The organism is Micromonospora sp. NBC_00617 (assembly GCF_045161355.1).
Classification (GTDB): domain Bacteria; phylum Actinomycetota; class Actinomycetes; order Mycobacteriales; family Micromonosporaceae; genus Micromonospora.
The window spans coordinates 2911216-2932606 of record NZ_CP107751.1; the positions used below are offsets into that span (position 1 = coordinate 2911216).

Below are 21391 nucleotides of genomic sequence, written 5' to 3' on the forward strand. Positions count from 1 at the left end.
ACCTTGACTCGAAGTCGTAGGACCATCGGGTGAGTCACAGGAGGTTACCGTGCATCGTACGAACGTCCCCTGGGGTGGCCGATTGTCGGCGTCGGCCAGAGGGCTGGCCGCGACCGTGGCGCTCGGCCTGACCCTGACGCTGGGCGGCCTGCCCCTGGCGACCCCCAGGTCGGCCCTGGCCGCGCCGGTCGCGACGCAGAGTGTCGCGGCCGCCGGACTTGACGGTGTGGCGGCCGGTAACGGCGCGATCGCCTCGGTCGATCTGAGCGGGACGTGGAGCTTCACGCCCTCGGGTCGGGGAACGACCTCGATCACGGTGCCCGGTGGCGGCTGGTACAAGCAGGGCTTCACCGACGTGAACGAGGCGGTGTACTCGCGCAGCATCACCGTGCCGGACTCGGGGCAGCCGCAGTCGACCTGGATCGAGTTCGGCGCCGTCAACCACCAGGCGACACTGTCGGTCGACGGCCGCGTGGTCGCCACCCAGACGACGGCGTTCACCCCGTCGAACTTCGACATCAGCGCATACGCGGCGCCCGGCACCACCCACACGATCACCGTGAACGTGAAGGGCCGCGGCGCGTTGAAGTCGTCCGACGGCAAGTACCTGGTCCCCGTGGCGGCCGACTGGTCCGAGGCGATACCGCAGGGCATCTACCGGTCCGCGTCCCTGCGGGTGTACCCGGCGGTGTATGTCAGCGACACGTTCGTCCGCACATCGGTGGCGAACCGCACCCTCAGCTACGACGTGTCGGTGACCAACTCGTCGGCCGCGACCAGAACGGTCACCCTCAGCGGGTCGGTCACGTCCGACGGCGCGGGCTCTTTCAGCTACCCGCAGCTGCCGCAGCAGACCGTGACGGTGGCGGCCCGTTCGACGGCGAAGGTCACGGTGGGCCCCGTGGCGTGGGACCTCGGCACCACCTCGTACTGGTGGCCCAATGTGCCGTACCGGTCCGGATACCGGGCCCAACTGCACCGCCTGGCGATCCACGCCTCCGTTGACGACGGCCGCACCAGTGACGCCACGTACCGCTTCGGGTTCCGGGAGAGCACGCAGAACGGCGAGTACTACTTCCTCAACGGCGTGCGGGTGAACTTCCGTGGCGACAGCCTGCAGGGCGCCGACTACGACCGGGTCAACTACGGCGGGAAGGGCGACGCGTACGACACCCTGCCCGGCTTCCTGCCGCCGTCGTCTGGCAACGGCGGCTGGCCCGAGGCGGTGAACAACTACCAGCGTCTCAACTACAACGTGGTACGCATGCACATGGAACCGGCCAGCCCGTACATGCTCGACGTGGCCGACGAGATGGGCCTGATGGTCATCGACGAGACCGCCATCCGCAGTGGTGCCCAGGACTTCGTGTCCGGACGCAACAACATGGTGGCCCACGCTCGTGCCCTGACCCTGCGCGACCGCAACCATCCGGCGATCATCCGCTGGAGCCAGATCAACGAGCCCAGCTTCAACAACAACGACTCGCAGCAGTTCGAACAGGACCTGTACGCGGCGATGAACGGCAACGACGGCACCCGGCCGATCAGCATCGACGCCGCTCCGGGCGCGGACTCGGCCAGCCGGTACCCGGCCATGAACTACTCCAACTTCGCCATCTTCGCGCACTACCTGGACGGTGTCGGCCGGTACGGCGAGGCCCTGAATCGCAATTCCGGGCGTCCGGACGGCGAAGGCGAGTACATCTGGCCCGCTTGCAGCACCAAGCAGGGCTTCACGTGGTTCGCCACCGCAACTGCTGCCAAGCGCGGCAAGGACGCCAGCGACCTGCGCCCCTACACGCTGCTATCTGCCTGGGCCAGCGTGGTGCCGGGCGTGCGAACCACCGACTTCACCACGGAGGAGGGCACTCGCCCGGTCTACGGCGCGGATAATCTGCCCGACCCGTGGAGCAACCCGCAGATCCAGCGCGTGCAGGCGGCGTTCAACCCGGTGGCCGCGGTCGATCTCCCGTACTGGTCCGCCTCCGGCAATTCGGACTCGAACGGCACCTTCCCGCTGCCGCAGGCGGTACCCAGCTACGCCCGCAACGCCACGGTGACCCGCACCATCACCGTGTTCAACGACGACTTCACCAACACCTCGGTGGGCTTCGCCTGGACCGCCCGGCTCGACAGCCCCACCGGCGCGGTCGTCGCGTCCGGCAGCACGACCCTGACCGTCCCGCTCGGCTCACGGGTCACCCAACCGGTTTCCTTCACTACCCCCGCCACCGGCAGCCGCGTGTACCTGCAGCTGTCGACCACGAAGTCCGGCAGCACCGTCTTCACCGACGCGGTCGAGTACCTCAACCTCGGCGGAAGCGGCGGAACCGGGCCCGCACCCGGCACCTACCGCATCGTCAACCGCAACAGCGGAAAGCCCCTCGCCATCGCCGGCAACTCCACCGCCGACGGCGCCAAGGCGGTCCAGCAGAGCGGCACTCCCACCTGGACGATCAGCACCACGCAGGACGCCTACACCCTGCGCTACACCGCCTCCGGAAAGGTCCTCGACGTCAACGGCGGCAGCACCACGGCGGGTCTGCAACTGCAGCAGTGGTCGGCCAATGGCGGTACCAACCAGTCGTGGTACCTGCGGCCCACCGGTGACGGCTACTACACCATCGTCAGCCAGGCCAGCGGACTGGCAGCCGACGTCTACGCCGCCTCGACCAGCGACGGCGCGCAGGTCGTGCAGTGGACCGCCAACGGCGGGACCAACCAGCAGTGGCAGTTCGTACCCGCCTGACCAGTGGCAGAGATGAGTGTCAAGTTCGGCCGCCGGTGACCAGCTGACCGATCGTTGTGAGGTCTGCTCGGGCGTGGGGTTCCCGTGCCCGAGTAGACCACGATCCAATCTTGACAAAATTGACGAACATCTATGTTACTCATATTCTTGCCGAATCGATTCGAGAATGCAGAACCGTTGTTCGTAGCCCAGACCCGACGGGCTGCGGGTGCCGGACGAGATGACGCACAACCTTCAGCCTCGGTGTCGAGAGGAACTCCTGATGACGGACCTGCCCGTGAGCCGTAGGCGCCTGCTCGCCACCGCCGCTTTGACCACCGGCTCGGCGGCCCTGATCCCGGCCGTGGGCGCCGGACGGGCCGCCGCCGCTGCACCTCAGGTCACCCTGCCCGAGCGCGGGATCTACGACGCGACCGCGGCGACAACCTGGACGGACGGGTTCCTCACCGGCAACGGCGAGTACGGCGCGGTCCTGTACGGAACGCCGACCCTCGAGAAGGTGATCTTCAATCACCACCGCTTCGTGCTGCCCAACGGAAGCCGGGGCGTAACCCCGCCAGTAATCTCAGGGCGGCTGGCCGGCGTACGAGACAAGGCGCTGGCCGGGAACTACGCCGGAGCCAACACGGACTTCGCGGCCGGCTGGAGCCTGCGCTGGACCCAGACCTACCACCCCGGCTTCGAGTTGCAGATCAGCACTCCCGGCATGACCACGGCCAACGGATACGCCCGCATCACCGACTTCCGGACCGGGGAGGTCACCTCCACCTGGACCGACAGCAACGGCACCTGGACTCGCCGCGCCTTCGCCTCGCGAGCCGACAACGTCGTCGTACACGAACTGACCCCGGCATCCGGCCGATCGATCGACGCGACGCTGGGCGTCAACACTTCCCTCGCCGGTGTCCCCGGCTCGGTCCGTTTCACCACGCTGGCCAGCGTCATCGACGGTTCCGGCTACCTGAACCTGCGAGGCACCTACCCGTCCGGGCAGGGCGCGTTCGGCTTCGAGGGCGTCACCCGGGTCGTCGCCACCGGTGGCACGGTAGCCGCGAACGGGTCGACCATCGTCGTCACTGCGGCAACCAGGCTCCTCCTGCTGACCAAACTCGACCGTTACGAGTCACCCACGGCCTGGGACAGCAAGCCGTTGCACGCGGCGCTGGCCGCGGTGCGCGCCGACTATGCCGAGTTGCGGACCCGGCACGTCACCCTGCACGCGGCGATGTACGACCGCTCCCGCCTGGACCTGAACGTTTCCGCCGCCGACCGGCAGCTGTCGACCACCGAGCTGATCGCCCGGCAGAACGCCAATCGCAACACCATCGATGTTGCCCTGCTGGAGCGTCTCTACGACAGCGGCCGTTACCTGTTCATCAGCTCCAGCGGCGTGCTGCCGCCGCGGTTGACCGGAATCTGGGCCGGCACCTGGAACGGCGCCTGGGCCGACGATTTCACCACCGATGCCAACATCAACCTGCAGGTCGCCGGCGGCAACATTCTCGACCTCACCGATGCCATGCAGGGCTACTTCAACCTGATCCTCGGTCAGCTCGCTCACTGGCGCACCAACGCTCGCAACCTGTACGGTGCCCGCGGCTTCCTGGCCCCATCACGAACCGACGGCGAGTACGGGTACATGCTGCACTTCGACCCCGGCTTCCCCGGCCAGTGCTGGACCGGCGGCGCGGACTGGTTGCTCTACCCGCTGCTGGAGTATTACCAGGTCACCGGGGACCGGACGTTCCTGGCTGAGAAGCTGGGACCGGCGCTGATGGAGCTAGCGCTGTTCTACGAGGACTTCCTGACCCGCACCGATTCGGCCGGCCGTGTGGTGTTCGTGCCGTCGTTCTCGATGGAGAACTCGCCGGCCAGCACGAACGTCCTGCTGGCGATCAACGCCACCGGCGACATCCAGGCCGGCAGACACGCCCTGCGGGCGGCCGTCGAGGCCGCCAACGCGCTCGGCGTCGAACAGGGCACCGGCCAAGGTGTCGCACGCTGGACGGCCCTGCTGGCAAGGATCCCGCCCTACACGGTCAACGGCAGCGGCGCCCTCGCCGAATGGTCCTGGCCGGGACTCACGGATCGCTACAACCATCGGCACGTCCATCACCTGTACGGCGCGTGGCCCCTGCACGAGGTCAATCCCGAGGAGGCGCCCGGTCTGGTCACCGCCGCGCTCAGGGCCCTGGCGCTGCGCGGTGACGAGAACACCTCCGCGCACGGCAGCCTGCATCGAGCCCTCGCCTCCGCTCGACTCAAGGACGCCGCCGGCGTCTACAGCAACCTCCGGAAGATCATCGGCAACAACATGATCTTCCGGTCGCTGATGACAGCACACAACCCGAATCTGGAGACCTACAACGCCGATGCGGCCAACACGCTGCCGGCCGTGCTCAGCGAAGCGCTCGTGTACACCAGGCCCGGCGTCATCGAGCTGCTGCCCGCCCTGCCCGGCCAACTCCCCAGAGGCACCATCACCGGCGTCCGCGGACGCAACCAGGTCCGCATTCACAGCCTCTCCTGGGATCTGCCTGGTCGCTCAGTAACCGTGGCACTCACCTCAACGATCACCCAGGCGATCACCCTCCTCAGCCGGCGCGGGATGGCATCCATCACCACGTCCGCAACGGTCACCCCCTCGCCGCTCGGCCCGCATGCCCGGGTGATCTCGTTGACGGCCGGACAACAGATACAGGTTGTCGTAGGTCTGCCAGCCGCCGCCGGCGGCGGCGTCGTTCGACTGGACAACCGGCGCAGCGCAAAGGTGTTGGACGTCAACGGCGGCTCGACCACTGACGGGGCAGCTGTCATCCAGTGGCCGTGGACTGGCGCGGCCAACCAGCAGTGGCGGCTGCTGTCCAACAGCGATGGCTCATTCCGGCTGTCCGGTGTCAAAAGCGGGAAAGTCCTGGACAGTCCAGGTGGCTCGGGCCAGGGCGCGGCACTCGTTCAATGGGCCGACAACGGCGGACGTAACCAGTGGTGGAATCTCGTCCCGGCGACGACCAGCGGATACTACCGGTTCGTCAACGTGAGCAATGGCTGGTGTGTCGGGGTCGAGGGCGGCTCCACCGCGGACGGCGCCAGGGCAGTCCAGCAACCGGTCAGCGGCGAGATCAGCCAGGAATGGCAGATCCTTGATGCCTGAGGCGGGAGGCCAGAGGCACTGGTCGCAGCGGCTCCGGGACGATGGGCCGCCAGACTTCCGGCCGGTGCCCACGACGTGCGCGCCGTCTGGCATCGGGGTGATGAGCACGGCGGCGTGCACGACATCGACGTGCAGGGCGAGGCCGGGAGTCCAGCCCAGGGCGCGCAGCAGCGGGCGGGCGGTAACCCGCCCGCCAGCATCGAGACGCGCCAGGTCGAACAACACGCCATCGGGTGCCTGACCCGCAGGTGGAGGCAATGTCGGCAGTGGCGCCGGCCCCGGCGGCACGACCGGTAACGCCTACACCGACAGCGGCTACGTCCTGGTCAACGAACTCGGCCAGCCGCAACGTACCGACTGGTTCCGCCGCCGGGTGTACGAGCTGGTGGCCAAGGTCGGAGTCCGCAAGGTCCGGCCATACGACGCCCGGCACGCCTGCCTGACCTACCTCGCCGGCGCCGGAGTGCCCGACGTCGTCCTCGCGGCCTGGGCCGGCCACGCCGCTCGACCACCGAGCGGCAGGATGGACGGGCCCGACACAGTGACGCTACCCCCGTGCCCCTGCCGCAACGTCGAACTCTACTTGCCGTCAGGGAAAGACCTCAGGAGGCTGGTCGATCATGGGCGAGGTCAACGTCGCCGGAGCGGCCGGTGCTCGTCGGCCAGGTCGAGGGCGGTCTCCAGGTCGCTCCAGCGGCCGGTTCGCTCGAACACCGAGCGAGCTACGCTGACCAGCGTCACCTCGTAGGCGGCTCGGAACGGTTCGGCCGGCCGCAGGCTGAGCACGGCACCGCGAGCGTGAACCACCGCCGAGCGCAGAGCGGTGTCGTCGATCAGGCCGGGCACCTCGGCCGCCGAAACCAGGATCATGGCGTAGTTCGCCAGCACCGCGGCCCGATCGACGCCGAACGCGCACTCGATGTCCACCGCCCGCCGAGCCGTCTCCACCGCCTCGCGTACCCCGTCGGGAGCCCTGTCGACGCGGTAGCGGGCGAGCAGGGCGCCAGCAAGGTTGGTCAGCACGCGGGCGTGCGCGACGCCGCACGGGACCGCGTGCTCGACGGCCCGGCGCAGGATCGCGACCGCCTCCTGCCGCGCCCGCGCGTCGTGGGAGCCGTTGCTCAGCAGGCGAAGGGCGGTCCGGTTCAGCTGGGCGGACAGCTCGTTCTCCGCGTCCTCCTCGGCCATGCGCGCCAGCGGCCCGGACAGCACCAGCTTCGGGTTACCGATGGAGGAGAGCTGCCGGAACAGCGGCAACGACCGGTTCAAGTCGGTGGGGTCTGCGCCTCTGGTCGTCTGGTGCCGGAACCAGTAGAGAGCGGCGAGCGCGGCGGCCACACGGGGGTCGGGCTCCGGCCGGGCGCCGTCCGGATGCTCGACCACACGCCGCCACAGCCGGTCGGCCACCACCCGGGGTGACATCGGCGCGGCCGTCGAGGCGGTCACCGGCCTCGACGAGCAGGGGCGGCGGTCGTTCGCCGACGGGCTGGTAGCCCACGTGCGCCGGCGGCGCGACAACTGGTGGTGGAACAACGAGGCGACGGCCCTGGCGGTGGCCGCGGTCGGGTGCCTGCCCACCGCCGCCACGGCGGTCGAGCTGCTCGGCCGGCGGAACGTGTCGCTGCGGGGCGCCGACGGCGGGCTGGTGGTCCAGGTCGCGCGGACGCGCGGGGTGCCCTGGCTGGCCGAGCTGGCATACCGGCTGGCGGACCGGCTCCGCCGGGACGACTCGATGGGCGGCTGGGGATTCGTCGCCGAGCTGCTCGTCGCCGAGAAGGCGGCGCCACCGACCGGTGACCAGTTCGTGGAGGGGTGGCTCGCCCTGATGGCGTGGCCGCCGCAGTGGCAGCGACCGGTCCCGCTGGTGGACCGGCTCCGGGCGGACGTGTTCCTCGACGCTTTGGTGCCGCGCCTGTTCGAGGTGGATGGCGCCGGGACGCGGATGTCCTTCGACGAGTTCATGACCGACGAGAAACTCGCCCTGCCGCGCGCGCTGGCGCGGCTGGCCCGCGAGGGCCGCCTGGACCGGACGATGCTGCTCGACGGCTGCGTGAGCCGCCTGCTGCGCGGCGACCGGCCGGCCGCGTTGCGCGCGTTCGTCGCCCTGCACGCCCTGCTGGAGCCCACCGCCAGCGAGGTCGACCAGCATCGCGGAGACTACCTGCGCCTCCTCGCCGACGCCCCGGGTCCGTGGCGTCAATGGCGCAGAAGACGCTTCGGGCTCTCGACGGCCTGGAAATCGAGGGACTGCTCGACGCATCACGGGCCGTCCTCGTCCGGCCCGACAAGGCGCTGGTCCGCGCCCAGCTCGGCTGGCTGGACCAGCTCGCCCGCCGGCACCCCGACCGGGCGGCGGAGATCGCCGAAGTCATCGCAACAGCGGTCGACCACCCGGCGGCAGACATCCGCGACCGGGCCGGCACGCTGGCCGCCCGGCACGGGTACGTGGTCGCCCTGCCGTTGGTGGTCGGTGCGGTGGGCGATGACCTGCCGCCACCGGCCGGCCCGCTGCCCGCGCCCCCGGCCATCACCGACCCGGACGAGCTGGCGGAGGAGGTCGCCTCCCTGCTCGGCGGCCCCACGACGGCGTCCAGTCTGGAACGGGTCCTCGACGCAGTGGTCCGGCTCGCCGGTGGCGACCGGGCCCGGCTGAAAGACGCCCTGATTCCCGTGCTGCGGCGGGCACCGCGCCGGCGCGGAGGAGCACCCGTGGGATCCGTGCTGCCTGTGCGGTCTCCTCGGCGGCGTGCTGCACGCGGCGGCCGACCCGGTTGAGGAAGGCGTACGGCGGGGACGGTGGGCCGCGATGCTAGCGGCGATGCGTCGCCGCACGCCGGGCGGACCGTCCCTCGATCCACGGGTACCCCCGCCGCACCGGCTGCTACGCGACCGGCTGGCCGAGATCGGTGACCGCGTCGGCCCGCCCCAGCACCCCGGTCTGCTCGAGTACAAATACCTACCGGAAAGTCGCTGAGATCACCTCACTGTGCGTGCTGTTCGGAATTAACGGCGTTGGGTGAGAATCGTCGTAATGGGCGGGATCGGCGGATGAGGGCGCAGGACTCCCCGGCCCTGCCCAGCATCCTCGCTACGGGTACGCCGCCGTCTCAGATGAGGCCGTGGGCGAGCATCGCCTCGGCGACGAGCCGGAAGCCGTCGATGTTGGCTCCAGCGACGTAGTCGCCCGGCATGCCGTACTCGTCGGCGGTGGCGTAGCAGCGGGCGTGGATGGTCCGCATGACTTCCCGCAGCCGCTGCTCAGAATGGTCGAAGGTCCACGAGTCGCGGCTGGCGTTTTGCTGCATTTCCAGCGCGCTTGCCGCGACTCCGCCGGCGTTGGCCGCCTTACCGGGCGCGAACCGCACCCCGGCCTCGGCGAAACCCCGCACCGCCTCCGGCGTGGTGGGCATGTTAGCCCCCTCCACCACGGTGGTGCAGCCACCCGCAATCAGGCTGAGCGCGTCGGCGGCCGTGAGTTCGTTCTGCGTCGCGCAGGGGATCGCCACCTGGCAGGGCACCTCCCAGATCGGGCGACCGGCGACGAACGTGGCGTGCGGATGGGCCTCGACGTATTCGTCGATCCGTGCCCGGCGGACCTCCTTGACCTGCTTAAGCACCTCGACGTTGATTCCCTTTTCGTCGTAGACATAGCCAGAGGAGTCCGAGCATGCCACCACGGTGCCACCGAGCTGATGCACCTTTTCGATCGCGTAGATCGCCACGTTGCCCGAGCCGGAGACCACCACCCGCTTTCCGTCGAGGCTGTCGCCGCCATCGGCGCGTAGCATCTCCTCGGCGAAGAACACCGCACCGTAGCCGGTAGCCTCCCGGCGCACCTGGGCACCGCCGTAACTGAGGCCTTTGCCGGTCAGCACCCCGGACTCGTACCGGTTGGTGATCCGCTTGTACTGCCCGAACAGGTAACCGATCTCTCGGCCACCGACTCCGATGTCGCCGGCTGGCACGTCCGTGTACTCGCCGATGTGCCGGTATAGCTCGGTCATGAACGATTGGCAGAACCGCATCACCTCCCGATCGGAGCGGCCCTTGGGGTCGAAGTCCGACCCCCCCTTGCCGCCGCCGATCGGCATGCCAGTCAACGCGTTCTTGAACAGTTGTTCGAAACCGAGGAACTTCACGATCCCCAGATAGACCGACGGGTGGAAGCGAAGACCTCCCTTGTACGGGCCCAGGGCGCTGTTGAACTCCACCCGGAAGCCGCGGTTGATGCGGACCTCACCGCGATCATCCTCCCATGGCACCCGGAAGATGATCTGCCGCTCCGGCTCGCAGATCCGCTCAATGATCTTCGCTTCGGCGTACTCGGGATGCCTCTCCAGGGCCGGCGCCACACTGTCGAGCACCTCCCGCACCGCTTGGTGGAATTCGTCCTCACCAGGGTTGCGCCGCACCACCGAAATGAAGATCGACTCAAGCTTGTCCTGTACCGACACGAATACTCCTCGGTGTGCAACCATGGCCGGTTCGCGGCGGCACGCTAGGCGCCCCACGGGTCACCCCACACCGCATGGCCACTTCAACAGCAACGTTGCTGTAGAACGACCTGTCGTGGCACGGCTGCTTCGGCGTGTTGAGCGAGAAGCTCCGGCAGGACGAGATTCTCTCACGGACTCTGTCCTTGCGGGGCGCTTCGTCGTCGTTCAGTGTGACATTCCCACCTGCTGGTCCGTTATCGGCGGTGCCGGTTGGCGAGGTGACGGGTGTGCCGTAGCCCGCTGGAGTTGCTGGTCGGGTGTCGGAAAACCGGTCGCCGCCGGGCCGGAATCATGCGGCAGCGGTCGTCCCGGCGCTCGCTGCGGCGACGGCGGCGGGGATGAGTAGTTACACAGCGGGTCGACGATCTGGCGGGTCTGCACCAACGCCGACCCGCAGGCCCTCGACTCGGCGATTGGAACGTGGGCCCGAGGCCGGCTGTCCGGCGGCGACACGGCTGCTCCTACCGCCGATCGGGGCCGCGCGCCGACCCTCGTGCACGGCAGCGCGGAGGCGAAGCTCCTCGTCACCCGATACCTGCCGGCCGATACGCAGGTCGACGATGTCCGTCGACGGCTCACCGCCGCCACGCCCTCAGCCACCGGCAGGGCGGCGATCCTGTTGTCCTGGCTGGGCCGGCTCCCCCCTACCGGCAGAGGCATTCTGGGGCGAAGGTGTTTTGGTGCGGCAGTTGCTCGCCGAGCTCGCGCTGCCCGACATCGCGGCCGCAGCTGCCGAAACCCGCACCGGCGACGTCGCAACGGGGGTGGTCAACCTGGTCATGCGCTCCGGCGACGACGGCACGCTGGCCACGGCCATCAGTCCGACGCTGCGTCAACTGTTCCCACCGGCACCAGCGCCGTCGGCACGAGACCGCCGGCAGCCAATCGGCGCGCATTGTTGCGCACGCCGCGCCGTGCGGGCACCCCACGCGCAGTGCCATTCCGCTCGCTACGCCCCTGTCGCCGCGTCGGCCAGGACCGATCCACGGCTCCAAGACCGCTCCCTCCGGCACCCGTCAGGCAGCTCACCGAGCTGACCGCGCGGGGCTACCCAGCGATGCCTGCACTGCGGGACGTCGGGCGTCGGCACAGTCACGCTGGCGAGGCGGGCGCTCAGGGTCGGATCCACCATGGTCGGCGTCCCGGCGTGAACCGCCTGACCGGGCGCCGGGCGGCGAAGTCGACTTCCGTACTGGCCCCTGGCCTGCAATCAACAGGGATCGACGTAATAGATGGGCTGCCAGTTCTGGTACGGCTGGGCGCTGTAGGCACCGAGCGTGTAGGTGTAGACCGAGTAGTCTGCCCGCAGGAACGCGGCCTGCGTGAGCTGGGTCTGATTGTTGATCCACGACCCCGTGCCGGACCACGGCATGGTGATCAACCGAGAACAGCGGGACTCTGCGCGCTTCTCCAGCGTGTAATTCGGGCCACCCCAGGCGCAGAAGTACAGATAGGTGCAGGTGGCCTGGGTGCCGATCGACTGACCCAGTTCGCGGGCGTACTTCTCCCCGGGCAGATTGAGGAGCAGATAGCTTCCGCTCCCGTACTCGATCTTGTTGGCGGCAACCTGCCGCCCGCCGGCCTGAGCGAGTCGCTGGTCCACGCGGCTCTGGAGTTGCGCGGCTTCGGCACCGGTGAGCCCCGCCTTCCGAGCTTCCGCGGCGAAGCCACCAACGGCGGCTCCGGAGCCGCCGGGTGAGGCGACGGCCGGCCCGGTGGGCGCGATCAGGGCCGCCAGGCCCAGTGCGAATATGGCGACGGCGGTCAGCGACCTTTGACAGAACATGGATCATCCCCGTTTCCATCTTTCGACGCACATGGATGCGTCAAGCTGTAACGGATGCTGCCACCGCCCCAAGGTCGACCCATTCCCCTACCGTGCCTTCTGCCTCAGACAACGAAACTCTCAAAACTGACCTCAAGCACGATGAGGGGATTACCGGCGCGGAAGGCTTACGCCTGGCCAGGGGGACGTCAGCGTCTACGCGGGTCGGGACCTGCGTCACGACCCATTACCGCCGTGGGTGGTGGGGCTTCTCGTCGATGACATCGGCGTCGCCCCTGACCAGCCCCATCCGTTGAAGGAGACCGCACACCTAGTACTCCAGCAGGAGGTCTGGTCTGACCTGCTGTAGCAGTGTGGTTTTGTCCGTGGGCATAGGGCAGCCACCGTTGAGTCTCGTGGTTGTGTGGACCCAAGATACGGCGGTGGCTGCCGGAACGCGATCTCGGATGCGACGTTGCGGCTGGTCTTGGCGGCCATCACGCAGCCACCTCAACGTCCAGGCCGAACATGCGGTCATAGTCGCTCAACGGCCGGCGTTCGACTTGGGCGCCGACGGCGGTCGCCGGGCTGCGTTGGGCAGCGACGCGCAGGTCCGCGGCGGCTTGGCGGTGGGCTGGATCGGTGATGCTCTGATGCTTGGCCCAGCAGCGGTCATGCCGGGCCGCGGGTCGGCCGTCGCAGAGCACCGTCACCTGGTCGCAATCGGCGGTGACCTCGACCCGCCGGCCAACCACCGACGGGTGCACCGAGTAGTCGTTGCCGTCCAAGCGGACGTAGTGATCGCGGGGAAGGCGGGTGGTCTGCCGCCATCCGACCACCGGCGCAACCGGTGGCAGTGGCAGCATGGCGGGCCCGGTCGGCGTCCCACCGGTCCAGCGGGCGGCAGCCCAACATCCGGTGTTGGCGGTTGTTCGCCCGCACCAGCCAGTCGGTGAGCTGGGCGTTGAAGTCCTGAGGTGAGCCGAATCGGCGTCCCGGCAGGAACGACGTCTCCAGATAGCCGTTGGCCCGCTCCACCAGGCCCTTGGCCTCCGGGTCCGCCGGCCGGCACTGGATCACCTTGATGCCGAGGGTGCCGCGGAAGGCGTTCATCGCCTCGGTCAGCTGAGGCCGCCCGGACCGCCACTGCCCGACGGCGGACTCGTTGTCCCACACCAACGCATTGGGCACCCGACCCCAACCGGAGATCAGCGTCCAGTGCCCGACCAGCAGGTCCGGCGACTGCCTGGTCGGGATCATCACCGCTGACAGCCACCGCGAATACCCGGACACCATCACCAGAACCGGTGGCCGGCCGACCTGCCCGAAGTCCAACGGCACGTCCGCCGGCGGGAACCACAGATCACACTGCGCCAGCCCACCCGGCAGATACTCCGTCCGCTGAGCCGGATCCGGACGGCGGAACAACGGCCGCAGCTGCTGCACCCGATCGGCGACCACCGTCTCCGCCCAGTCCTCCACGCTCAACACCTCCCGATGCTTCCGGAAGGGGTCAAAATTCAGCCGGAACCACGGGGTCAGTTTTCAGGCGGAGCCGACACGCATAGCCGGACAGAACGGCATCACGCATCACGTCCTAATGCCATCCCGTGTCGGCCGCTCCTCCCCTGGCGGGCCGTCGCCGTTACCGGGTCCGTTACGGCGAACGGTCAAGGACCTGCCCTGCCGCCCCGTCCAGACTGCACCGTCGAGAGAAACACAACACGCAAGCATCCTAGGATAGGACTGCCCAGGCATCCGTCGCCCGCAAAGCGTCCATCGTGCTCATCGATGCGCATGTGGGGCCCAAGTACTGACCCCGGCACCAGCGAAGGGCCGGGGCCAGGCTCGGGCCCCACATGGTCGGGATCTGCCGGAGGCTAGCCCGCGTGGATCGGCGCCCCGACGGCCCCGGCCTTGGGGTCACCGCCCGCCGGGCCGGCCGCCGCTGTGCTGGCCTGCCGGCTCGGCGCCTTGGCGTTGATCAAGACGCCCGCGACCACCGCGGCCAGCAGTATGATGCCCGCGGAGGTCCAGGTCGCCACGGAGTAGCCGTGCACCGTCGCCTCCGCCAGTGCCGTCTTCGCCTGCAGCGTCTGCTGGCCGGGATTGACTCGGTGGTCCGTCAGCCAGTCGGTGGTCGCGCTGGCCGCGATCGTGTTGAGTAGCGCAGTGCCGACCGATCCGCCCACCTGCTGCATGGTGTTGAGGGTCGCCGAGGCCGCCCCCTGCTCGTGTGGGGCGACGCGGCTGGTGGCCGTGGACATGGCCGCCATGAAGGTGGGGCCCAGGCCGAGGCCCATCATGCAGATGCCGGGCAGGACGTGGCTGAGGTAGGTGGCGTCAACGTCCATGGAGGCCAGGAAGGCCAGGCCGCCGGCGGCCACCGCCAGGCCGGGCATGATCAGCACCCGGGCGGGCACCTTGTGCAGCAGCCGCGCCGAGATCTGTGTGGAACCGATGATCATGCAGGCGGTCATCGGCAGGTAGGCCACACCGGTCTTCAGCGGCGACCAGCCCTTGATGCCCTGCAGGTAGTAGGTCAGGAACAGGAAGACGCCGAACATGGCGATGGTGACCAGGGCCATCGTCAGGTAGGCGCCCGCCCGCTGGCGGTCCTTGACGATGTGCAGGGGCAGCAGCGGCGTCCGGGCGCGGGTCTGCCACAGGGTGAAGATCCCGAGGATCACCACGCCGCCGATCAGCAGGGTCAGCACCCGGGTGTCGTCCCAGTCGCGGGACGCGGCCTCGCTGAAGCCGTAGACGATGGACAGTACGCCGACGGTGCCCAGCACGGCGCCGAGCACGTCCAACTGGGCGCCGGTCCTGCGGCCCGGGTCCTTGAGCATCACGATCGCGCCGATCACCGCGAGGGCGGCCACCGGGACGTTGACGTACAGGCACCAGCGCCAGTCCAGGTACTCGGTCAGGAAGCCGCCGGCCAGCATGCCGATAGCGCCGCCGGCGCCGGCGATGGCGCCGAACACGCCGAACGCCTTGCCGCGTTCGCGCGGGTCGGTGAAGGTCGTGGTCATCAGGGACAGCGCGGCGGGGGCCAGCAGCGCGGCGAAGACGCCTTGCAGGGCGCGGGCGGCGAAGAGCATGCCGGGGCCGGTGGCGGCGCCGCCGAGCGCGGAGGCGCCGGCGAAGCCGATCAAACCGATGACGAAGCTGCGCTTGCGTCCGAACAGGTCGCCGAGGCGTCCGCCGAGCAGCAGCAGGCCACCGAAGGCAAGGGTGTAGGCGGTGATGGCCCACTGCCGGTTGCCGTCTGTCATGCCGAGGTCCTGCTGGGCGGACGGCAGGGCGATGTTGACGATGGTCATGTCCAGCACCACGATCAGCTGGGCGAGAGCGATGACCGCTAGGCCCCACCAGCGGCGGGAGTCGGGGGGCGCCGGGGCGTCTCCCCCTTTGTCTAGTGATATGGCAGGGCTGACGGGGCGTTCGGGCAGGGTTGGGTTGGCCATGTATCGGGCTACCTTCTACGTGTGCGTGCTCGGGGTCGGTTCGGGTCGATCGCGGCGGGTCGGCGCCGCGCTGCGACAAAGTGCGGTGCGTCGGCGGCGGCGTTGCCGCTCAGCGCCGGGTGAGACGGGTGAGGCTGGGCATCAGGACCTCGTCGACCAAGCGGTCGATGTGCTCGTCCGTGATCTCCTCACGGCGCATCCTGTGGGCGTTGGGCGAGGTCGGCGAGATTCCCAGAAGACCGTGTTCTCGGAAGCTCCTGGGCCCGTGAACTTCCGAGAACGAGGGCTAGGCCGTGACGTACGGCCAGCTCCGGCCCTTCCGAGAACAGGCGCGTGTACCTGGATGACGTTCTCCTTCACGACAGGCCGTTTCGGGAGTGCTCGGCCGCGGACGCCGGCAAGCTGACCGGCTGGCTGGCCGTCAATTTCGCCCATGCCAGCCTCAGCCGGAACGAGTGCGCGAGGATGGACGGTCTGCTCGTCCGACCGATCGAGATCGTGGCGCAACAGCTCAATTGTCGGGCTGCTCGCGTGCTGCACCCTGGCGCTCGATTGCGGACCGTACGCCGGTCGATAACCGGCTCCGCCTGTGTCAGGGTTGGGTGTCGAGCCACTCCTGGAAGGTGGGTCCGGCGAGCTTGGCGTGCGGGCTGGGCAGGAATCCGCCGCTGGCGGCGATCTCGGCATCGGGCATGCCGGAGCCGTCGACGCCGACGACCTTGATGCCTCGGCGGGCGCCGAGGAGTTGGGCCGCCTCCGCCATGGTCTCCGGGCGGGGTCCAGCGACCTCGGGGATCGGTGTTCCCGGGGCGGGGACGTCGGGGTCGAGGGCCAGGTCGACCAGTGTCTCGGCCACGGTGCGGCAGGCCACGAGCTGGGTGGGCAGGGCCGGGATGTAGGCGATGTCGCCCTGCTGCCAGTCCAGGAGCTGACCGACGAACTCGTGGAACTGCGCGGCCCGCAGAATACGGGCGGGGAGCGGGCCGGACAGGAGGAGTTCCTCGTGCACCTTCTTGGCCGCGACGAAACCGGCGGTGGCCTTGTCGACGCCGATGATGGACGCCATGGCGATCTGGGCAACCCCCGCCTTCTGGCCGAACTGGAGCAGATTGCGGGCCGACGTCCGGAAGAACTCCGCCGCAGCCTCCTGCTCGGAGGCGTGCCACGAGGCGACATCGATGATGATCTCGACCCCGGCGAGGGCCTCGGCGAGACCCTCACCGGTGATGATGTCCACGCCGGTGGCTCGGGACATCGGCACGACCTGGTGCCCCCGGTCGGTGAGGACATCGACGACGTGGCGGCCCAGCCGCCCGGTTGCCCCTGCCACCGCGAACTTGGTGATGCTCATGCTGTCTGCCTTTCTTACTCGCTGTAGTTCTGGCCGGGGGGCATGCCGGGGATCGGCTTGGCGATGAGAGCGGCGGGGGTGAAGAAGCCGATGTGGGCGATCGCCATAATGAGCGACCACATCGCCTTGTCGTCGTAGTGCGCAGACGCCTTGACGTACAACTCATCGGGGACGCGCTCCCCTGCCGGGTTCGGGGTGAGGACCGCCTCCACCAACTCCAGCGCGACCCGTTCGGGGCCGGTGAAGTAGGTGGCGTCCCGCCAGGTGGCCACGGCGGTGATGCGCTCCTCTGACTCCCCGATCCTGCGGAGGTTGCCGGTCTCCCGAATGGTGAAGTACGTGCTGCCGAGGAGCTGCCCGGCGCGTAGCTGCAGCAGGCTGATGGTGGTCGGGGAAATCGGACCATTCCTGAGGGCCATGTGCAGACCTTCGCCGACTTCCGCCATCTCGGGGAGGAAGGGGAGGGGGTTGGGCATGCGCGACCGCAGGTGGGTCGTCGTGGGTGTGGACATGCTGGGACTTCCTTACTCGTGGTGTTGCGTCGTTACGAGCAAGAGATCCCGGCGACCCGCTCCCTGTGACAGCGAGCCCGTGTGGCATAGACCACCGACCGTTGGTGTCACAAGGCAGCGGGGGCCGGGATCGTATGGCTATGGCACGGTCGCGAACGAACAGGCAGGAACCAGCGATGAGCGAACGAAGCAAGCAACCGACGGACACTGTCGAGCCCTTTGCTCGTGACTGCTACGTGGACTGCGCCATGGACTCGGCCACCGAGGCGTTCATTGTCCATCGCAACCTGCTGTTCACCGCGGCCTATGAGATGCTCGGCTCGGCTGCCGATGCCGAGGATGTCCTGCAGGAGACCTGGCTGCGGTGGGTGGGCGTCGATCTCGACACGGTGCTGGACCAGCGCGCGTTCTTGGTCCGAATCACCACCCGGCAAGCGCTCAAACGACTGCGGACACTCGGCAGGCGCAAGGAGTCCTACGTCGGCCCCTGGCTGCCCGAGCCGTTGCTGACCGCGCCGGATGTGGCTGAGGACGTCGAACTGGCCGACAGCGTCTCGATGGCAATGCTGCTGGTGCTGGAGACGCTCACGCCGACCGAACGGGCGGTGTTCGTGCTGCGCGAGGTGTTCGAACTGGACTACGACGAAATCGCCCAAGCCGTCGACAAGACCCAGGCCGCGGTACGCCAGATCGCCCACCGGGCACGGGCACACGTCGCCGCGCGCCGGCCCCGCGGCACCGGCTCCCCCGCCGAGCACCGGGCCGCCCTCCAGGCCTTCCAGCGAGCGGTCGAAACCGGCGACCTGCAGAGCCTGCTTGACATCCTCGCGCCGGACGTCGTCGCTCTCAGCGACGGCGGCGGAGTCAAACATGCCCTGCTGCGGCCCATGGTGGGCGCAGACAAGGTGGCTCGCCTGCTGGCCGCCCGCTGGTGGAAACGCAACGCGGAACGGTCGACTGAGCTGGTGCAGATCAATGGCGGCCCGGGGCTGCTCGTGCGAGTCGACGGAGAGATCGACGGGGTGGTGGCGGTACGCGTGGAGAACGGCTACGTCACCGGCGCCTACCACGTGCGCAACCCCGAGAAGCTGTCGCGCGTGGAGCGGGAGACCGTAGTGAGCCGCTGAGGCCGAAGCGACCTACCGCCCGCCGCGCTTCGCCCCACCCCGGAGCCAGCCAGGCGCTCAGCGACGCCGTACATCCGCTCCAAGTAACCAGCGTGCCTGGTGGGCATCAAGGTGTATGCGGCGTCGCCGGCGTCGAACCGCCAGCCTGTCCCGCGCAACGTGCCGGTCCGGCCCTGCGTCAGCCGGACCCAGACCCAGCGAGCGCACTCGAGGTCGTCCAAGCCGGGCAGGTCGCCATACGCCGACCCCTACTCGACGGCAGAGCCGGTCAGCTTCGCGATCACCTCGGCCGCCGGACCCAGATACTGAGCCATTCCCGGTAAGGGCGAGTCACGCTGAGTGACTTTCGGCGGGGGACGGGTGGTGACGGGTTGAAGCTGTTGCGATGGAACAAGACTGCCGCCTGCGGGCCGGAATTGAATAGCCCCAACCCGAGGCGTCATTCGGAGGTCGGGCCTACCAGCGCTCCACCAGATGCTCGCGGCCCGATGGCGGATCATACGATTCCGGCCAGTAGTCGACGACTCGAGTAATCAGCCCGTCATCGGAAAACTCGAACCACACACAGGCGTCTTGGTGCTCGGTGCCGACGCGCGCATCGATCCACGCCGCCGCATGGCGGCCATCGGCGACGATGCGACGTACGTGAAGATGCCAGTCCCCGGGGTATTCCTTGTTGAACTGCATGAAAGCCGACCTGCCACGGATCCGTTCACGGGTCTGCGGCATCTCGTACACCATGTCTTCAGTCAGCAGATCGGTAAGCCGTTGCCAGTCACGCTGCTCGGCGCTGTCGACGTAAACGCGCACAGCCTCTCGGCTTCTCGATGTCTCGTCCACGGCCGCACGCTACACGGCAGCACCGACAGCGTTTCCCTGTTCCGGCTGGTGATTTTCTGTAGCCGGGTCATGTGGTGCGGCCGTGTTCGTGGTGGAGCAGGACCAGCGCGGCGGCGACGACGGCGCCGATGCGCCAGGGGCAGAGGCTGACCCGCCGTAGAGCCTTGAAGGTGGTCTTGAGCAGCGAGTTGGCCCGTTCAGCCTGAGATCGCAGGTCCGACGCGGCCCGGGCGAGCATGGGCAGGACCTCGTGATGGCGTACGCAGCTCGTGTCGTGCTCACGGCCGGGTCGCACCGGGGAGGTCCACAGTGGCCAGCCGTCGGGGGCGGAGACGACCTGGACGTTGCCACCGTGGTGGTGATGCTTTCCTGACCACCACAGGTCCACCCCGGGTGTGGGGCCGGGCGTGGCGACCCGGTCGGTTTCGAGATCACCGTCGGCCCGGGCGTACCCAACCGGAAGTATCGGTCGGTCAGGCACGGCCGCAGCGCCCTGTGCGGTGACCGACGTCCATCACGTTGGTACAGCCGAAGCCCAGCGATCCCTTCAGCAGTTCGGCGTGAGCCATCGCCGACGCCGCCGGCCGACTCGTGTGGGCGCCCAAGCAGACCCATCGGTTTCAGGGTTCTGTGAGGGCCCGTCGGCCGTGGTGGCTGATCTGGCTGTGTCCTTACTCCTCGAATTTTCACGCGAGACTAGCTGCCTGATAATTGCTTCGCTGGAACGCGGGCGTCCCGAAGTCGCGGTCGGCTCAGTTACGCGCGGGCGCGGTCACCGCATCACCGCCGCGTCCGGTGCGCCGGCCGGCTCCCGCACGGCGGCGAAGCGCAGCCGGTGGTAGTCGGCGTACCAGCGATCGTCGCGCAGCAACGTCGGCGCGGCCAGCTCGTTGATCCGCGCCAGGACAGCGTCGCGCCGGTCCGGCGGCACATGGCCGATCAGGTCCGCGCCGAACATGGCGACCCAGTCGGCGACGCCTCCCGGACAATCGGTCAACTCGGTGGGCCGGGCGAAGTAGTCCATCCGCAGCACCTGGAAGCCGTGCGCCTCCAGCAGGGTGGCGTACTGCCCTGGACTTGGGAAGTACCAGGGCATCCGCGCGCCCTCGGTCAGGCCCAGCTCGGCCAGCGCGGCGCGGACGGCGGCGAGGATCCCGGCCACGTTGTGCGCACCGCCGAATTCGGCGACGAACCGCCCACCCGGGCGCAGCGCGCGACGGACGGCGGCGACGACCTCCGCCGGACGGGTCATCCAGTGCAGCGCGGCGTTGGAGAACACCGCGTCGACCTGCTCGTCGATCAGGAAGTCGTGGCCGTCCGCGAGCAGCACGTCCGATCCCAGCCGGGCGGTGGCCGAGGCGACCATGGCGGTGTCGCCGTCGACCGCGATCACCCGCGCGCCGCGCGCCGCGATCGTGGCGGCCAGCTCACCGGTGCCGCACCCCAGGTCGAGGACTGTCTCGCCGGGCACCGGGGCGAGCAGCTCGACGACACCGCCGGCCAGCGCAGACACGTAGCCGAACTGACGGTCGTAGCGGTCGGCGTCCCACCCGGGGTCGGGCCGGGACTCGTGGACGGAGTGCTGTGTCATCGTGTCACCCTCGATCAATCTGTTGGAGTACGAGTTTCCGTGGTGCCGCCGGCGAGCGCCAGGCCGGTCGCGTCACGCACGGCCCGTTCCGCAGTTCTGTGGTGCCGCCGGCGAGCGTTAAGCCGGTCACGTCACGCAGGGCGCGTTCCGCCGGATGGCCCCGCCGGCATCCGTCACCAGCGGAGAGCTGCAGCGCTCGTCGGCGACCTCGGCCAGCACTGCCGCGGCCCGGTGTTTGCCGGCGGCCGCCCGGGCAGGCGCAGGCACCCTCGTCGGAGCCGTGTGCTGACAGGGGCCCTCGGACGCACTTGAACTGCCGCCCATGCATTTCACATC

13 protein-coding genes and 2 pseudogenes are annotated in these 21391 nt (G+C 68.9%); 5 read left to right on the forward strand and 10 right to left on the reverse strand.

All coding sequences use genetic code 11. From position 1 onward, the window contains the following. The first annotated feature begins 49 nt into the window (after window positions 1-49). Both OG505_RS13360 and OG505_RS13365 read left to right on the forward strand, forming a co-directional pair. Window positions 50-2749, forward strand: a complete 2700-nt coding sequence (locus tag OG505_RS13360) for an RICIN domain-containing protein (protein WP_405433553.1) — start codon at window positions 50-52, stop codon at window positions 2747-2749. Between the two features lie 277 nt (window positions 2750-3026). Next, window positions 3027-5903, forward strand: a complete 2877-nt coding sequence (locus OG505_RS13365; protein ID WP_405433554.1) for a glycosyl hydrolase family 95 catalytic domain-containing protein — start codon at window positions 3027-3029, stop codon at window positions 5901-5903. Between the two features lie 630 nt (window positions 5904-6533). Here the strand turns inward: OG505_RS13365 and OG505_RS13370 are convergent. Continuing rightward, on the reverse strand, window positions 6534-7349 hold the full coding sequence (locus tag OG505_RS13370) for a hypothetical protein (protein ID WP_405433555.1): 816 nt from the start codon (window positions 7347-7349) through the stop codon (window positions 6534-6536). 52 nt (window positions 7350-7401) lie between these two features. Here OG505_RS13370 and OG505_RS13375 point away from each other — a divergent pair, with 52 nt between their 5' ends. Then, window positions 7402-8556, forward strand: coding sequence for a hypothetical protein (locus OG505_RS13375; protein ID WP_405433557.1), 1155 nt, complete (start codon window positions 7402-7404; stop codon window positions 8554-8556). A 454-nt stretch (window positions 8557-9010) separates the two neighbouring features. Here OG505_RS13375 and gdhA read toward each other — a convergent pair whose 3' ends face one another. Then, window positions 9011-10357 (reverse strand): NADP-specific glutamate dehydrogenase, encoded by a 1347-nt coding sequence (gdhA, locus tag OG505_RS13380; protein ID WP_405433558.1) that lies wholly within the window; start codon window positions 10355-10357, stop codon window positions 9011-9013. 722 nt (window positions 10358-11079) lie between these two features. Here gdhA and OG505_RS13385 point away from each other — a divergent pair. After that, the gene (locus tag OG505_RS13385) at window positions 11080-11436 is read left to right on the forward strand and encodes a hypothetical protein (protein ID WP_405433560.1); all 357 of its coding nucleotides are present in this window, start codon (window positions 11080-11082) and stop codon (window positions 11434-11436) included. A 173-nt stretch (window positions 11437-11609) separates the two neighbouring features. On the opposite strand, the gene OG505_RS13390 is transcribed toward OG505_RS13385, so the two are convergent. The 5 genes and pseudogenes from OG505_RS13390 to OG505_RS13410 form a co-directional block, all read right to left on the reverse strand. Beyond that, window positions 11610-12185 carry a hypothetical protein gene (locus OG505_RS13390; RefSeq protein ID WP_405433561.1) on the reverse strand — a complete coding sequence of 192 codons (576 nt, stop codon included), beginning with the start codon at window positions 12183-12185 and terminating at the stop codon, window positions 11610-11612. Between the two features lie 476 nt (window positions 12186-12661). Further along, window positions 12662-13631 (reverse strand): annotated as a pseudogene (locus OG505_RS13395) (transposase); the annotation flags it as partial. Between the two features lie 413 nt (window positions 13632-14044). Next, window positions 14045-15634 carry an MFS transporter gene (locus OG505_RS13400; RefSeq protein WP_405433562.1) on the reverse strand — a complete coding sequence of 530 codons (1590 nt, stop codon included), beginning with the start codon at window positions 15632-15634 and terminating at the stop codon, window positions 14045-14047. 592 nt (window positions 15635-16226) lie between these two features. Beyond that, window positions 16227-16985, reverse strand: coding sequence for an SDR family oxidoreductase (locus OG505_RS13405; RefSeq protein ID WP_405433563.1), 759 nt, complete (start codon window positions 16983-16985; stop codon window positions 16227-16229). Between the two features lie 14 nt (window positions 16986-16999). Further along, complete coding sequence (locus tag OG505_RS13410; RefSeq protein WP_405433564.1) at window positions 17000-17497, reverse strand: carboxymuconolactone decarboxylase family protein; 498 nt, start codon at window positions 17495-17497, stop codon at window positions 17000-17002. Between the two features lie 176 nt (window positions 17498-17673). On the opposite strand from OG505_RS13410, the gene OG505_RS13415 reads away from it, so the two are divergent. Beyond that, window positions 17674-18624 carry an RNA polymerase sigma-70 factor gene (locus OG505_RS13415; RefSeq protein WP_405433566.1) on the forward strand — a complete coding sequence of 317 codons (951 nt, stop codon included), beginning with the start codon at window positions 17674-17676 and terminating at the stop codon, window positions 18622-18624. Between the two features lie 456 nt (window positions 18625-19080). Here the strand turns inward: OG505_RS13415 and OG505_RS13420 are convergent, their stop codons facing one another. The 3 genes and pseudogenes from OG505_RS13420 to OG505_RS13430 form a co-directional block, all read right to left on the reverse strand. Next, window positions 19081-19464 carry a nuclear transport factor 2 family protein gene (locus OG505_RS13420; RefSeq protein ID WP_405433567.1) on the reverse strand — a complete coding sequence of 128 codons (384 nt, stop codon included), beginning with the start codon at window positions 19462-19464 and terminating at the stop codon, window positions 19081-19083. 67 nt (window positions 19465-19531) lie between these two features. After that, window positions 19532-19894: pseudogene (locus tag OG505_RS13425) on the reverse strand (transposase family protein); the annotation flags it as partial. 342 nt (window positions 19895-20236) lie between these two features. Next, window positions 20237-21055 carry a class I SAM-dependent methyltransferase gene (locus OG505_RS13430; protein ID WP_405433568.1) on the reverse strand — a complete coding sequence of 273 codons (819 nt, stop codon included), beginning with the start codon at window positions 21053-21055 and terminating at the stop codon, window positions 20237-20239. Window positions 21056-21391 lie beyond the last annotated feature (336 nt).